The sequence below is a fragment of the Priestia sp. JNUCC 25 genome (genome assembly GCF_053667915.1).
Genome location: NZ_CM132211.1, coordinates 3,746,739 through 3,762,802, shown reverse-complemented (window position 1 = coordinate 3,762,802; position 16,064 = coordinate 3,746,739). Strand labels below are relative to the sequence as shown.

The following is a 16,064-nucleotide window of genomic DNA, read 5'->3' as shown; positions in this document are numbered from 1 at the left end:
TAAAAAGGCACTCAGTGTATGAGTGCTTTTTTATATGAGAAAGTCTTATTCTTTGACAGGCAAAACTGTACAGCTTAAAATAACAGTATATTTTAAAGTTACAGTTTTAAATGACACATATTAGTGGGAAAGAAAACAGTTTCTACCTATAATATGCCAATATTTTTGACCGTATCATTTTTGGAGGGAAATAAAATGACAAATAAAAAGTATGAGCCGCTTTTACAGCCATTTACTTTTTCAAATGGCATCAAATTAGATAACCGCGTTATTCTTGCACCTATGACAAATTTTTCATCAAATGAAGATGGAACAGTATCAAATGCAGAAGTAGACTATTATGTACGACGTTCAAACGGTGTTAGTATGGTCATTACAGCATGTACATACGGAACGCCGAACGGCAAAGGATTTCACGGAGAGTTTGCTGCAGACAGCGATGAAATGATTCCTAGCCTGCGCCGTTTAGCAACAGCAATTAAAGATCAAGGAGCAAAAGCAGTTCTTCAAATTTTCCACGGAGGCCGCATGTGTCCGCCTGAGCTTGTTCCAAATGGAGAGGTTGTTAGCGCAAGTGCTGTTGCTGCAGAACAAGAAGGAGCACCGGTGCCTCGAGAGTTAACAAATGCAGAAATTGAAGGCATTATTCATGATTTTGGTGAGATGACGCGCCGTGCTATTGAAGCAGGATTTGACGGAGTTGAAATCCACGGAGCAAATAACTATTTAATTCAGCAGTTCTTTTCTCCGCATTCTAATCGCCGCGAAGATAAATGGGGTGGCAGCGTGGAAAAACGCTTAACATTCCCGCTAGCAATCGTAGACGAAGTAAAGCAAGCCGTTTCTAAACATGCAAAAGAGCCATTTTTAGTAGGCTATCGCTTCTCGCCAGAAGAGCCTGAAACGCCCGGAATCACAATGGCTGATACGTTGAAGTTAGTTGATGCACTAGCAGAAAAAGACCTTGATTACCTTCACGTATCCCTAATGGAATTCTGGTCAAAACCGCGCCGAGGCGTGGAAGATACTCGTTCACGTATTGAAATTATTCAAGAGCGAGTAGGAAGTCGCGTGCCTGTGATGGGCGTAGGTTCTATTCATACAGCAGACGAAGCAGCAGCAGCTCTTGAAACGGGTATTCCACTGCTTGCGATTGGCCGTGAATTAATTATAGATCCAGACTGGGTTCAAAAAGTCAAAGAAGGCCGCGAAAATGAAATTGTGACAACATTAAGCAAAAAAGATCAGGAAAAGCTTGTCATTCCTGATCCACTGTGGCAAGCCGTTATCAACACGCCAGGCTGGTTCCCGGTTGAAGATTAAAAGAAAGACAGAAAAGCGCAAAGACGATGGGGCTGCCCCCGTGTCTTTGCGCTTTTTGCTTCTTCGTGGAATAGCGCTTTTGAACCATTAATTTACAAATGGGCTTCTTTATGTTTGAATAATAATAGTTTTCTGAAAGTGAGGTAGAAAAATGAAAGCAGGCCCAATGGTAAAAATGATGGTTTCAATGAGTATTTTTGGTTCAATTGGCTTTTTCTCCACACAAACTGGACTGCCTTCGTTTGATTTAGTATTTGTTCGCTGTATTTGTGCAACGCTTTTTCTCGGAATGTGCTGGTTTGTAACGGGTGAATATAAAAGGGAGAAATGGAATGCCAAAGAAATAAAGCAGATTTTACTGTGCGGAATATTTCTTGTGTTTAACTGGGTATTTCTATTTAAAGCATTTGAAATGATGTCCGTTACGGTAGCTATTTCTGTTTATCATCTTGCGCCCGTCTTAGTATTGCTTCTGGGAAGCTTTATCTTTAAGGAGAAATTAACGGTTCTTGGCGTTATGTCTATTTTTATTTGTTTTGTGGGAACAATTCTGATTATTGGGGTGAAGGAACTTACGATTGATGGCTTCATGTCGTCCGGAATACTGTGGGCGCTTTTAGCCGCTTTGTTTTATGCATGCACGACGCTGCTTGGCAAAGGAATTATTCATACGAGTGCTTACGCTGTTACATTTCTTCAGACTTTTTTAGGAATTTTTTTATTATTGCCGTTTGTTCACTTTAATGATTTTCATCTCCTCACAACGGCCAATTGGACAGCGATTTTAGTAACAGGCTTTGTACATACTGGTTTAGTGTATTATTTGTTTTTCGACAGCCTGCGCTACTTAAAAACTCAGGTAATTTCAGTTCTGGTATTTTTAGATCCAGCCGTTGCTATTTTATTAGATACAGCATTCACGGGATTTCGCCCGACGCTTTTTCAGCTTGCAGGCATTGTTTTGATCTTTTTAGGAATGCTTTTTACTTTGAAGCCAAAACCTTCATCTCAAAAAAGTATTTCCAATAGCAAGATTAAAAAGATCACATAGAATTTCTATTTAATCTGCAGGTGCTCATTTATTAGAAAAAGGGGAGCTAGTCATGAAAGTCAGTAAGCAAAACGCAGAACACTATGTGTGGGGAGGAAAATGCGATGGGTGGCACCTAGTGAAAAATAAAGACGTAAGTATTATTCATGAGCGCATGCCCCCTCATACGAAAGAGGTAAGGCATTATCACACGAGAGCACAGCAATTTTTCTTTGTATTAAAAGGAACAGCTGCTCTAGAAGTAGACGGAATCATTTATGATGTAAAAGCACATGAAGGAGTAGAAGTACTTCCATTCATTCTTCATCAAATGATGAATCGTTCGAGCGAGGAGATTGAGTTTCTTGTTATTTCACAGCCTTTTGCACAAGGAGACCGCGTAGCTGTTTATAAAGAGGAAGACTAAGCATAGATAAGTCTATTTTTACTAGTCCTAACAGTAAGCGAAGAATACCGTCCAGTACAATAGTACCTTTTCATTAAGTAAGTGAAATATTATGCGTAATAAATATAAAAATACTTTTATTGCAGAGCAGAAATGTGGTAAATTAATATGTATGCAATATAGGGAGAACAAAATTTACAAATTAACAATTGTGTAATATTAACATCACGATAAAAAATAAGAGATTACAAGTTAATTTGTGAATTTTGTAGATGACTAAAAAAAGAGATGAAGATGATATTGTTTGACAAATTGAATCATTTTCGGGTAATCTTTTGCAGGACGTAACCGTTACGATTTGATGTAGGGGACTTTCCTGAGATTAGCTGAACATGAAATCTCTACTTTTTAGTGAAAGGAATTTGAAAATGAAAAAACTATTTTCAAAGCCGTTGTTTTACTTTTTTATAGCGGTTTTATTCATGTGGATCAAGTCTTACATGTCTTACAAAGTGGAGTTCAACTTAGATATAAGTGACTCAATGCAAAAAACGTTATTGTTTATTAATCCAATTAGTTCAACCCTGATCTTCTTAGGGTTAGCATTGTTTGCAAAAGGAAAAAGATCCATCGTTTGGACGCTTATTCTTAGTACAATCATGACGGTCATTTTGTACAGCAATATTTTATATTATCGATTCTTCAATGACTTTGTGACATTGCCTACTTTAACGCAAACAAGCAATGTGGGTCATATGGGAGGCAGTATCGCTGATTTAGTAAAAGCTCACGATATTTTTTACTTTGTAGATATCATTTTACTGATTGCGCTATTGTTCGTTAGAAAAATCGAATGGCCAAAAGCACGTCTTAAATTCCGCTATACGTTCATGGTACTAGCGGCAGGAGCTATCGCTTTTGCAATTAACTTGCACTATGCTGAAAAAGATCGCCCTGAATTATTAACAAGAACATTTGATCGCAACTACCTAGTGAAATATTTAGGAGCATACAACTACACGGTGTATGATGCAGTTCAAACGTTTAAAAACTCAAAGCAGCGAGCATTCGCAAGCAGTGATGACTTAACAACAGTGAAAAACTTCAGTACAAGTCACTATGCAGCTCCAAATATTGAGTATGCCGGTAAAGCAAAAGGGAAAAATATTATTAAAATTCATCTAGAATCATTTCAGTCATTCCTGATTAACTATAAGTTAAACGGGCAAGAAGTAACGCCGTTTTTAAATTCATTAGCAAATGGAAATGAATTTATGTATTTTGATAACTTCTTCCATCAAACAGGACAAGGTAAAACAGCTGATGCAGAGCTTATGATGGATACGTCATTATACGGCTTGCCTCAAGGATCAGCATTTAGCTTAAAAGGCCGCAACACGTACCAAGCAGCACCAGCGATCTTAGATCAAGAGGGCGGCTATACAAGTGCCGTTTTACACGGAGACTATAAAACGTTCTGGAACCGTAATGAAATTTATAAGCAGTTCGGTGTGGATAAATTCTTTGACGCAAGTTATTACAATATGACTGGTGATAACAAAGTAAACTATGGATTAAAAGATAAGCCATTCTTCAAAGAATCTATGCCAATGCTACAGTCATTGAAGCAGCCGTTCTATGCGCATATGATTACATTAACAAACCATTTCCCATTCGTCCTTGATAAAGGCGATGCTAGCATTGAGCCGGCAAACACAGGAGATGGAACGGTAGACCGTTATTTCCAAACGGCTCGTTATTTGGATGAATCACTGCAAGAATTCTTTACAGAGCTAAAAGCTTCAGGCTTATATGACAACTCGGTTATTATGATTTACGGCGACCACTACGGTATTTCTGAAAATCATAACAAAGCAATGGAAAAAGTTCTTGGCGAGAAAATTACGCCATATAAAAACGCTCAGCTTCAACGCGTACCGTTCTTCCTTCACGTACCAGGTGTAAAAGGTGGAGTGAACCACACGTACGGCGGTGAAATTGACGTAGTGCCTACGCTTCTTCACTTAGTGGGAATTGATAGTAAAGAGTATGTTCAATTCGGTACAGATTTATTATCAAAAGACCACGATCAGGTAGTAGCATTTAGAAACGGTGATTATGTTTCTCCGAAATACACGTCAATTGACGGCAAGTATTACGATACAAACACAGGAGAAAGAATCACAGCAACAGACGAAGCGAAAGCTTATAAAAAGAAAGTTGGAAGAGAGCTAGAACTTTCTGATAAAGTGTTATACGGTGATTTATTACGATTTAATAAATTAGATGACTTTAAAGCGGTCGATCCATCAAAATATATGTATGGAAAAGACCAAGAAACAGAAAAGTAATGTAAGCTTTCACACCATACAATCCAAACAAGCAAGTAGAGGAGCTTTTTAAAAGCTTAGCTACTTGCTTGTTTTATGAGAACTTCATTGAAAAAGAAAGCTGGTGACAGAAACGTGGAGCGAACAAGACGCAAAAGAAGAAGAAGAGTTCGATGGGGCAGAGTGTTCTTTGCTTTGTTGTTTCTTTTTATTATCGTTGGAGGCATATACAGCTATTTCCAATATAAGCAAGGGCTATCGATGGCAAGCGATGGTAAATTTGCGGATGACGGCACGACATTTGAACAGTTTCAAGGCAGTCTCCCAAATAACGGAGAAGTAAATATGCTGCTGTTAGGAAGTGACTCGCGCGGGGAAAAGCATTCTCGTACAGACTCTATTTTAATTGCTCACTACGATTCTAAAAGCAAACACCCGAAAATTGTTTCCCTTATGAGGGATATGTACGTGGATATTCCAGGACACGGCAAGCAAAAGCTGAATGCTGCTTACGCGTTCGGAGGTCCTGAGCTGCTGCGTCAAACGATCAAACAAAATTTTGATATCGATATTAACTATTATGCAGTTGTGGACTTCGAAGGGTTTTCAAAAATTGTAGATACGATTGCACCTGATGGCATTGAAGTAACCGTGCCTCACGATATGTCTTCGGGAATTGGTATGACGCTTCACAAAGGTACCCAAGTTTTACACGGTGAACAACTGCTTGGCTACGTACGTTTTCGCCATGATAACATGAGTGATTTTGGACGCGTTCAGCGCCAGCAAGAAGTCGTTTTAAAGCTTAAAGATGAAGCAGCAAGCCTAAACAGCGTGTTTAAAATACCGAAGCTTCTCGGCGTAATGGATCCTTACATCGATACAAATTTAGATACAAAAAGCATGATGCTTCTAGCTAAAGATGTGGTAACAGGAAACATGAAAGATGTTCAAAGCCTGCGACTGCCGTTAGACGGATCATTTGAAAACAAAACGTATAGCGGTGTTGGTATGGTGCTTGATATTGATTTAGATAAAAATAAAGAAGCGCTGCAAGAATTCTTAAATGACAAATAAAGAAAAGCCTCGAGACGCATGTCTCGAGGCTTTTTCCTTATACATAGACGATGATGCGTTTGAATGACGTAATTAAACTGGTCACTATACCAGAGCATACAACAATGAATAATGAATAAATAGCTGTATCGTTTTGAAGCAGTAAAATACCTGAAATAATAATAGATGCGTCAATCACTAAAATGATGATGCCGGGGTTTAAAGATAACCATTTCGCAAGTATCAGAGAAAATAAGTCGACCCCGCCTTGACTTGCGTGCTGCCGGAGCATGATGCCGGTTCCGATTCCGTTAAAAACACCTCCAAGGCAAGCGCTTAAGATAATGGGAAGGTGAAACATCCCGTGAAGCGGAAACAGCAAATCAATCATAACGGCTGAGAGAACCATGCCATAGATAGCATTTAAAAAATAAGAGCGGTTAAAACCCAAGGCGAGAAGGTAAATCGGCAAGTTTAAGCAAAAAATCATCACACCTACTTTATAGCCAAGTAAATAATTAATGATTAAGCTAATTCCCGTAATGCCTCCTGTTACAAGCTGAAGCGGAAGAATAAAAACGTTAATTCCGATACTAACAAACACACTGCCAATTCCAATTGCAATCAATTTTTTATACATGCTGTCTCATCCTTGTCTATGAATCTCTTTATATGTATATGAAGACAAGCAGAGTTTCAGCACAAAGACCGCTTTAGAAACCATAATGAACGGATTAAATATATGCAAAGGAAGCTGTTTTAAGATGCAAATGTGTTGCATAAACATGGTTCACCATAGACAATAAGAATTAACGAAGAAGGTAAATGGAGGAGAAAAAATTGATCGTTCGAAAAGCTAGAGAAGAAGAAACATCATCTATTGAAACAGTGACGCTTGCTGCTTATGAGCAATATGCAGCTGTAAAATCAGAAGCACACTGGAAAAGATATCGAAAGGGAATTTTACATACCCTGAGTGAAGAAAAGAAATTTGAGTGCATTGTAGCTGAAATCGATGGAGAAATGGCAGGAAGCGTTTTGTTTTATCCCCCAAATACGGATGTATATGGAGGATTGTTAAAACCATTTCCATGGGCTGAAATTCGTCTGCTGGCAGTTGCTCCGTCTCATCGCCGAAAAGGAGTCGCCAATGCGCTTCTTGAAGCGTGTGAAAAAAAATCTCGGGAGCTAGGGTGTTCTTATTTAGGTTTACATACAGATCATTCAATGGAACATGCCATTAAGCTGTACACTAAAAGAGGTTACGTTCGCTTTCCTGATAACGACTTTTATCCGGTAAAAGATTTGCACGTTATGGCATTTAGAAAATCAGTTTAATAAAAAAAGCCTTTGAAATCAATGATTTCAAAGGCTTTTTTGAGATTCTGAATTTAAAATGACAAAAGCGAGAAAAAGAATAGCAGAAGCTAGCCAAACTGCTTTTGTCCCTAGGGTGAAAGTAGAAATAGAACCTAACAATGCGCCGCTCAAAAAAGAGAGGATAATGGCGGTAAAACGAAGGCACTGATAAGCAGCGTTTTCATCGCGTTTGAATATAGCATAGTATGCTGCTTGAGAAGCAGTACGAAGGTTTCCGGTTGTCATGGTTGTATTATATGACCATTTTATCAAAGTTCTAAATGAAGAAACTTGAAGAGCAGCAACAAATGAAATTGTTACTGTAACCAACATATTAGGAACACTAGACGGTAAAAAACCAACGATAATGAGTACGACAATTTCTAAAAGCAATACGATACGAGAAGTATCAGGGAGTACAGATACAAATCGCGGTTGCTTAAATGTTTCGGTTACAGCAACGCCTAGGATAAAGGCTACAATAGGGGGAATATGAAGAAAAGCTTCTGTCCATTGACCTTGCGCTGCCTTTACACCTAATAAGACGATATTTCCACTTTGTGCATTTGCGAATACTCCGTTTCTGCTTATATACGTATAAGCATCAAGAAAACCTCCCACAATAGCTAACAAAATTCCAAGAATAACTGAATTTGCCGTTGCAGCTTTTTTGAATCGTTTCGTTAATTGTAAAAAGTAAGATGATTTGTTTGTGAGCATGTCTTCCTTCTGCCTCCTGAAAATCTAAGATGCATTATCTAGTATAAGCAAAAGAGAAGCTTTTCTTCAATTACTGCGATTTCATATAAAAAAGATAGGGTAGGTCCCTATCTTTTTTGTAATTTATATAACGTGACGATTCCAGTGGCGGTGAGCTGAAATAGCTTCAATAAATTCATCTGTAAAGAGTGTAGTTTCTCCAGTTACGACGCCGGGACTACTATCTAATCCAGCAGCTTGCAGCCACTTAACACCTTCATCCGTCGCCCCAATTGGTTTAAAATGCTTGAATGCTTCTTGAGCAAACGTCAGTGCTTCTTTACGAAACTTCTCATCAGCTGACGAACTTCCGACAACATAAACCGCATCGAATAAGACAGAGTCACTTGTTAAGAAGGTGTGCTGTACTTCAAGCTCTGACCCGTCTGTTCCTTTTACGTTTTGGAGGGTTGTGCTTACAATTTCAGGCTGAATGCCCTGTTGTTTTAAACTGTTTAACACCTGTGGTAGGTCACTGCTAAAGTCATTAGCTACAATGACAGCTACTTTACGCGTATTCGGCTTTTTAATCGTTTGCTCCTGACTAAGAGCCGGAGATGACTTGGTCACTGGCGCGTCTTCTCCAGATGGAGGCGTTGCACCAATCGCTTGTGCTACTTGTTTAGCTAGCGCTGTACTGACGTTGGCAAACATATCAACGACCTGCTGCTGAACAGACTTGCTTTTTACTTTTCCAAGTTCAAAGCTAAAAGCACTGATAATATGCTCTTTTTCAGGGGCGCTCATGCTATTCCAAAATAGCGTTGCCTGTGAAAAGTGGTCTTTAAAACTTTCGCTGCGGCTTCGAACTTTTCTTCCTTCCACTTTTTCTTGATAGTGAGCATAACCGCCTTCTGATTCAGGTACAGGAGCCGGCGTGTTGGCTGCAAGAGAGTTTCTGTGATAGCTGACAGGTCCTTTGTTAATCGTTTGACGTCCGTAACCGTCTCGTTGGTTGTTATGAAACGGGCATACTGGACGGTTGATTGGAAGTTCGTGAAAATTCGGACCGCCAAGACGAATAAGCTGGGTATCTGTGTATGAAAACAATCTTCCTTGTAAGAGAGGATCGTTAGAAAAATCAATTCCCGGTACCACATGCCCCGGATGGAATGCGACTTGTTCCGTTTCGGCAAATACGTTGTCCACATTTCGATTTAAGGTCATTTTTCCAACTAGTTTGACGGGAATGTCTTCTTCAGGCCAAAGCTTAGTTGGATCGAGAATGTCAAAGTCAAATTTAAATTCATCTTCCTCATCTATGATTTGAATGCCTAGCTCATATTCAGGATAGTCTCCGTTTTCAATCGATTCCCATAAATCGCGACGATGAAAATCCGGATCTTTCCCAGAAATTGTTTGAGCCTCGTCCCAAACAAGGGAATGCGTTCCAAGCACGGGCTTCCAGTGAAATTTGACAAAATGAGCTTTTCCTTCTGCATTAACTAAGCGAAAAGTATGTACGCCGAAGCCCTCCATCATACGCAAACTGCGTGGAATTGCACGGTCTGACATTGACCACATGACCATGTGAGCAGACTCTTGGTTATTGGCGACAAAATCCCAAAACGTATCATGTGCTGAAGCCGCCTGCGGCATTTCGTTGTGTGGCTCAGGCTTAACAGCGTGAATTAAATCCGGAAATTTAATCGCATCTTGGATAAAGAACACGGGAATGTTATTTCCAACTAAGTCATAGTTTCCTTCTTCTGTATAAAATTTTGTTGCAAAACCACGGGCGTCGCGCACCGTTTCAGCTGAACCTTTAGAACCTGCTACAGTAGAAAAACGGACAAATACAGGTGTTTTTACAGACGGATTCTGTAAAAATTTAGCTTTTGTATATTCACTGAGAGAGTCATACAGTTCAAATTCTCCGTGAGCAGCGAAGCCTCGTGCATGAACGATGCGTTCAGGAATGCGCTCGTGGTCAAAATGCGTCATTTTTTCACGGAAATGAAAGTCTTCCATAAGGGTTGGACCACGTTCACCCGCTTTTAAAGAAAATTCATCTTCGGAAAGCTTTAACCCTTGATTGGTTGTGAGCGCTTGGTTTCGATCATCTGTTTTAAACTGCTCGAGCTGTTCTTGCTTGCTTTTTTCATTTACAGGGTGCTTTTTTGTCATACCTGTCTTCCTCCTTGATCTTCAGTTAATAATCATTACAAAATGTGTACCCTATCAAAAGTTGAAGCAAACAGAAATGTTGGAATTTTTTCGTAGGAAATCCGTTATTTTCTTGTTATGATTATGAATAAGTATTCATAAATACAAAAATAAAAGGAGAGGGGATACATAGATGAAAACACGGGTAACAGATTTATTAGGGATTCAATATCCAATTGTACAAGGAGGTCTTGCGTATTTAGCGTACGCAGAACTTGCCGCTGCTGTCTCAAATGCAGGCGGGCTTGGACAAATCACAGCTATGACGCTCCGAAAACCTGAGAAACTACGAGCTGAAATTAAGAAAGTACGTTCTTTAACTGAGCGTCCTTTTGGCGTTAATTTTGCTGTGGGAGGTCAAACAGAAGGTTCTTATAAAGAACTTCTCGACGTAGCAGTAGAAGAAGGCGTGCCGGTTGTTTCCATAACAGGAGCAAATCCCGCACCTATTTTTGAGAGATTAAAAGGAACGGGAATTAAAACGCTCGTACTGGTAGCCAACGTGCGTCAAGCTCAAAAAGCCGAGAAGCTAGGAGCAGATGCTGTCATGGCAGTTGGGCAAGAAGCAGGAGGACATATCGGACGTGAGGATCTGGGTACAATGGTATTAATTCCTCGAGTAGCTGCGGCTGTGTCAATTCCGGTTTTGGCAAGCGGAGGGATTGGAAACGGACAAGGATTATTAGCAGCGTTATCATTAGGCGCTGAAGGGATAGAAATGGGAACACGTTTTATCGCGACAAAAGAATGTGTAGATGCCCATGATGCATATAAACAAGCTATTGTAGAAGCCAAAGAAACCGATACTGTGGTTATTAAACGTTCGTTCGGGGCACCTGGACGCGTATTGAAGTCCCACTACACTCTTGACATTATCGAGCGTGAGCAGCAAGGAGAGAGGTACGAAGAGTTAAAAGACGTCATTAGCGGAGGGGCAAACTGCCGGTATATTTATGAAAATAAAATCGATGAAGGCTATGGATGGGCAGGCCAAGTCGTTGGACTGATTGATAATATTCCAACGGTGCAAGAGCTTTTTGCCAGTATGATAGAAGAAGTAGAAGTTGGTTCTAAACGACTGCTGAGTATATTGGAAAAGAAGTAGAGATACAAGCCGTCATACCGCAGCAATTATTCGCATATTTATAATCTATATCTCTAAATGAGGTGAGAGAATGAAAAGGATGCGAGCATTTGCTATTATGACGTTTTTAGTAGTAGGTTCAGGGTATGCAGTTTTTACTAAAAAAGAAGAAGTTTTCAAGACTCAGCAAGCACAAGTGTACGAAGAAGCAAAGCCTGTTATTAAACAAATGGACAAACTGGATATTTGGCATAAAATCAGCAGCGGTTTAACTGAAGCGGGCTATGAATCAAGGGGCGTGAATTCTTCCCTTTACTCAAAAGACAGAGTAGAGCTGGATGTGTATATGGAGCCTTCCGTTTCAGCTGATGCCAAAACGCAAGAAACGATTAAACAAATGGTATATAAAATACTCGAAGAAAATAAGTTTCAGCAAAAGGCCTTTCATGTAACAATTAAATTCCTGCCCGAAAAACAAGCAAAATAGACTTGTCTCGGCCAGGAAATTTTTTTGTTAAAATGCTTTTTCATTGGCTGCTGGAATACTCTCTGGGAGAGAAATTTCAGCATTTTTGGGCTGATACGCAATTTTTCCGTCCAGCACATCATTTGCTTTTTGTAGATCTAATAAATTTTCCCATCGTGCGATAATAAAAGCAGCTACCGCATAACCAATAATATTAACTGTAGTCCGGTAATTACCCATAAAGCGATCAGGAGCGAGCATCAGAGCAACGGCTGCTACCGGAATGGATCCGGTTGCTGCTGCGGTAGCAGAGAGAGCAACAAAAGCTGATCCTGGAATACCAGCCATTCCTTTAGACGTAAGAAGAAGAACACCAAGCATTAAAAGCTGATCAGTGAGGCTCAAATCCACGCCCGTTGCTTGTGCTAAAAAGACGAGGGCAAGAGACAAGTAAATGGAAGCACCGTCTAGATTAAACGAATAGCCCGTAGGTACAACAAGGCCGACGACTGCTTTGTTGCATCCTGCTTGTTCGAATTTATCCATGAGCTGCGGCATAACGGCTTCAGTGGAACCCGTAGCAAATGCCAGCATAATTTCTTCTCGTATATATAGAATGACTTTCCACAAACTTAATTTTAAATAGATTCGTAAAATAACAGCTAAAACAAGAACAAATGCTAGACAAGCAATTGTCATAGCGATAAACAGCTTTCCGAATGCAGCAAGTGTTCCAAGACCGTACTGACTAACTGCAAATGCCATGGCACTAAACGTGGCAAGAGCCGTTAATTTCATAATGTATCCCATAATTTTAAACAATACATCATTTACTTTCTCCAATACATTTAAAAGTGTCTCTGCTGTTTTTCCACTTATATGGACAAGCGCGATGCCAAACAAACAAGAAATTAAAAGCACTTGAAGCATGGAGTTGCTTGAAAAAGCACCAACTGCACTGTCTGGAATCATATTAAGAAAAAAATCACCTTCACTCGGAAGTTCGGAGCCGTTAGTTTTCGCGTCCACTTCGCTTGTGCTGAAGCTTGAAGGATCAACATTCATACCGGTGCCGGGATTCATTACGTTTGCTACTAATAGACCAATTAATAGAGCGAATGTTGTGACAATTTCGAAGTAAAGAATGGTTTTTCCGCCGATACGCCCAACTGTTTTAATGTTTCCAACCTTGGCAATTCCAACAACGACTACTCCAAAAATAAGAGGAGCAATCAGCATTTTGATAAGCTTAATAAAACCGTCTCCAATCGGTTTCACAGCATTCCCGAAGCTTGGCCACAGATATCCTACGGCTATGCCAAGTACAATCGCCATCATAATTTGAAAGAAAAGACCTTTATAAAAAGGTTTTTGCTTACTTTTTGCCGCTGTTTGTGTCATGTGTTCTCCCTTCGTCGTACAATTTTTTAGATATCACAATAGATGTTATGTTTTTTTACATTTTAACGTAAGGTTGTTTGAGGTGTCATTGGTCTCTTTGACTAAAATTCAATAAAAATATTAGTTGAAGTGTATAAGAAGGGAAGGGAGTGGTTTAAAACATTATTATTTTTAATATAGATCTTTAAAAAAACTAATAAAAAGCACATGCAAAGGCATGTGCTTTTATTTGTTAAATTAATTTAATTCCGCTAATTAGAATGATGGTTGCCATAATGGCTTGAAGCGGTCTTGAAGGCACTTTCGTTGATAAACGGCTTCCGATTAACACACCTGGAATAGATCCAGTTAATAGGTTAGCAGTCAACATGTAATCCACGCTTCCGAAGCTTGCATTTAAAATACCAGCCACCGTAACGAGAAGAAACGCATGTGCAATATCAGTTCCAACTAGCTCAGATGTTTTTAGCTTAAATAAGTACAGCATCGCAATCGCAAATAATGAGCCCGAACCAATCGATGTTAGTCCGACAATGAATCCAAAGACTACACCAATTCCGATTGTTAATCCTTTTTTCTGATTTAAGTCCATTTCTTGAAAACGATTTGGGCGAATGAATTTATCAAAAAAGACGCGAAAGATAATTGAAATGGCAACCAGTGTCATGACATATCCAAGAGCGTGCTTAATAATCGTTTCTTGATGCTCGTGAAAAGATGGAAATGCATGAAGTGTGACAATGGCAAGAACAGCGCTCGGAATACTTCCGAAGGCTAAATATTTTGCTAATTTAAAGTTAATGGTTCGCTGTTTATAGTGCTGAGCGACTCCAAATAATTTTGTGATAGAATTGTAGACAAGATCTGTTCCTACGGCAATGGAAGGGTTAATGCCGAGTACAATCAGTAAAGGTGTTAATAAAGCGGCGCCTCCAACTCCCGTTAAGCCTACTAGGGTTCCGACGAATAATCCCATTAAGGTAATTGATAGTTCCATGTTTCTTCCTCCTACTCTCAAAACCAAGTACATTGATCTGATTATAGAGCATTGTAGCTCATATGTAAATAAAATTCTGAATATTTTTAGTGGAGTTGAAAAGGTTTTCTTTGCCTTCACTATTTTGGGGAACGGACGATAAAGTCATAGGAAGTTATAAAAAAGTAAATAGAATACGTTTATTTGTCTATGATTACGCTCTAATTTGTGTTACAAATGTAAATGCAATAAAAGAGTTTATTTTTATCTCATTTGAAAGACCGGTGAATACATGAGTTTTGTCACGAAAGATTTGTTAATTAATTTTTTATTTATTTTATTGGCGCTGTTTTTAGTGCAGATGTTTTATTTAATCAAGTATGCTAAAAAAATTCATTGGTGGAAAGATCGTTATATCGCGGTATTTCCGATTTTAGCTATTATCTTTTGCCTTTTGTTTCCGGTTAACGGAGCTTATGTCCCCGATGATTATCGAATGGATTTACGAAGAATTCCTTATATTTTAGGAACGCTATATGGAGGCTGGCCGCTAGGAAGCTTGCTTTTTGTTTTTATTTTACTGCTGCGCTTGCTAATTGGCGGGTACGATGTAGGGTTTTTATCAACACTAATTGCTCTTCCGATTTTATCCATTCCTTTATTTTTCATAACAAAATACTTTTTACATTTCTCATTAAAAAATAGAATTATCGTGAGCACCTGTCTTAGTGTAATCGGTTCTTTATTAGCTATGCTTGTATCTATTTTTGTCTTGCACGTAACAAGCATTCCTATTAGCGTGTGGGTTCAATTCGCGATTTTAGATGTAGCAGGCATGTTTGTCATTACCATACTGTGGGAAGCGATACGGGCAAATTTACTAGTGCTGCAGCGCCTGATGAAAGCAGAGAAACTAGAAATTGTCAGTCATTTAGCTGCCAGCATCTCTCATGAGGTGCGAAATCCTCTAACGGCAAGCAGAGGATTTATGCAAATGCTGCAAGAAGATGAAAAAGAACCTGCTAAAAAACGCTACATTTCCATTGCGATTAATGAACTAGATCGTGCAAAAGAAATCATTGATGATTACTTGCTGTTTGCCAATTCTGCTCCGGAACGAAATGAAAAAATGAATATTTCAGAAGAGATTCATCATGTTACCCATATTATGACGCCTCTTGCCAATATGAATGGAGTCGCTATTGATTTTACATTTGATGAAGAAGTGAAGTTCTTCGTAATGGGAGAAAGAAGAAAGCTTCAGCAGTGCCTAATCAATTTATTTAAAAATAGTATTGAAGCCATGCAAAATGGAGGCACGTTAACCGTTAAAGTAACAAAAGAAGGCGGAGCTGTTATTGTGGATATTATCGATACAGGCTGCGGCATGACGCAAGAACAAATCAACCGGCTAGGCGAACCGTATTTTACAACAAAAGAAAAAGGTACGGGGCTTGGAACGATGGTATCTTTCAGCATTATTCATTATATGAAGGGAAAAGTGAGTGTGTCTAGCGTAAAAGGAAAAGAAACGTGTTTTTCACTTGAATTTCCACTTTGTGAATAAAGAGCAGCCTTAGGGCTGCTTTTTTTATACGCAAAAGTTTTAGAGAAAAAGTAAACTGATTATTAAAAAAGTATTGAATTTAATAAATGAAAGCGTTACAATCTATTTAAAGCTATCCGAAACGTTTTGGAGGAATTTTGA

General features: G+C 39.1%; 14 protein-coding genes. 9 read left to right on the top strand and 5 right to left on the bottom strand.

All coding sequences use genetic code 11. The features are described from left to right. The first annotated feature begins 195 nt into the window (after positions 1–195). The 5 genes from JNUCC25_RS19815 (at position 196) to JNUCC25_RS19795 (ending at position 6,166) form a co-directional block, all read left to right on the top strand. Positions 196–1,323 (top strand): NADH-dependent flavin oxidoreductase, encoded by a 1,128-nt coding sequence (locus tag JNUCC25_RS19815; RefSeq protein WP_064472048.1) that lies wholly within the window; start codon positions 196–198, stop codon positions 1,321–1,323. Positions 1,324–1,474: 151 nt separating this feature from the next. Next, positions 1,475–2,374, top strand: a complete 900-nt coding sequence (locus JNUCC25_RS19810; RefSeq protein WP_029323844.1) for a DMT family transporter — start codon at positions 1,475–1,477, stop codon at positions 2,372–2,374. Between the two features lie 52 nt (positions 2,375–2,426). After that, entirely contained in the window at positions 2,427–2,780 is a 354-nt protein-coding gene (locus JNUCC25_RS19805; RefSeq protein ID WP_029323842.1) for a cupin domain-containing protein, read from the top strand. 407 nt (positions 2,781–3,187) lie between these two features. Further along, the gene (locus JNUCC25_RS19800) at positions 3,188–5,110 is read left to right on the top strand and encodes an LTA synthase family protein (protein ID WP_013058632.1); all 1,923 of its coding nucleotides are present in this window, start codon (positions 3,188–3,190) and stop codon (positions 5,108–5,110) included. Positions 5,111–5,197: 87 nt separating this feature from the next. Then, complete coding sequence (locus JNUCC25_RS19795) at positions 5,198–6,166, top strand: LCP family protein (RefSeq protein ID WP_013058631.1); 969 nt, start codon at positions 5,198–5,200, stop codon at positions 6,164–6,166. A 37-nt stretch (positions 6,167–6,203) separates the two neighbouring features. Here the strand turns inward: JNUCC25_RS19795 and JNUCC25_RS19790 are convergent, their stop codons facing one another. Beyond that, positions 6,204–6,785, bottom strand: coding sequence for a YitT family protein (locus JNUCC25_RS19790; protein WP_029323840.1), 582 nt, complete (start codon positions 6,783–6,785; stop codon positions 6,204–6,206). A gap of 200 nt (positions 6,786–6,985) precedes the next feature. On the opposite strand from JNUCC25_RS19790, the gene JNUCC25_RS19785 reads away from it, so the two are divergent. Further along, a complete protein-coding gene (locus JNUCC25_RS19785) occupies positions 6,986–7,483 on the top strand; it encodes a GNAT family N-acetyltransferase (RefSeq protein ID WP_013058629.1) in 498 nt (165 codons plus the stop codon). A gap of 27 nt (positions 7,484–7,510) precedes the next feature. Here the strand turns inward: JNUCC25_RS19785 and JNUCC25_RS19780 are convergent, their stop codons facing one another. Then, on the bottom strand, positions 7,511–8,224 hold the full coding sequence (locus JNUCC25_RS19780) for a YoaK family protein (RefSeq protein WP_013058628.1): 714 nt from the start codon (positions 8,222–8,224) through the stop codon (positions 7,511–7,513). 123 nt (positions 8,225–8,347) lie between these two features. Further along, positions 8,348–10,390 carry a catalase gene (locus JNUCC25_RS19775; RefSeq protein WP_454222364.1) on the bottom strand — a complete coding sequence of 681 codons (2,043 nt, stop codon included), beginning with the start codon at positions 10,388–10,390 and terminating at the stop codon, positions 8,348–8,350. 172 nt (positions 10,391–10,562) lie between these two features. On the opposite strand from JNUCC25_RS19775, the gene JNUCC25_RS19770 reads away from it, so the two are divergent. Then, entirely contained in the window at positions 10,563–11,534 is a 972-nt protein-coding gene (locus JNUCC25_RS19770) for an NAD(P)H-dependent flavin oxidoreductase (RefSeq protein ID WP_029323835.1), read from the top strand. Positions 11,535–11,604: 70 nt separating this feature from the next. Next, entirely contained in the window at positions 11,605–12,000 is a 396-nt protein-coding gene (locus JNUCC25_RS19765) for a hypothetical protein (RefSeq protein WP_013058625.1), read from the top strand. A gap of 27 nt (positions 12,001–12,027) precedes the next feature. Here the strand turns inward: JNUCC25_RS19765 and JNUCC25_RS19760 are convergent, their stop codons facing one another. Beyond that, on the bottom strand, positions 12,028–13,380 hold the full coding sequence (locus JNUCC25_RS19760) for a cation:dicarboxylate symporter family transporter (protein ID WP_454222362.1): 1,353 nt from the start codon (positions 13,378–13,380) through the stop codon (positions 12,028–12,030). Between the two features lie 232 nt (positions 13,381–13,612). Next, positions 13,613–14,377: a sulfite exporter TauE/SafE family protein gene (locus JNUCC25_RS19755; RefSeq protein WP_013058623.1), complete on the bottom strand. Its 765-nt coding sequence runs from the start codon at positions 14,375–14,377 to the stop codon at positions 13,613–13,615. Positions 14,378–14,648: 271 nt separating this feature from the next. Between JNUCC25_RS19755 and JNUCC25_RS19750 the strand changes: the two genes are divergently transcribed. Beyond that, positions 14,649–15,923, top strand: coding sequence for an ATP-binding protein (locus JNUCC25_RS19750; RefSeq protein WP_013058622.1), 1,275 nt, complete (start codon positions 14,649–14,651; stop codon positions 15,921–15,923). The last annotated feature ends 141 nt before the right edge of the window (positions 15,924–16,064 follow it).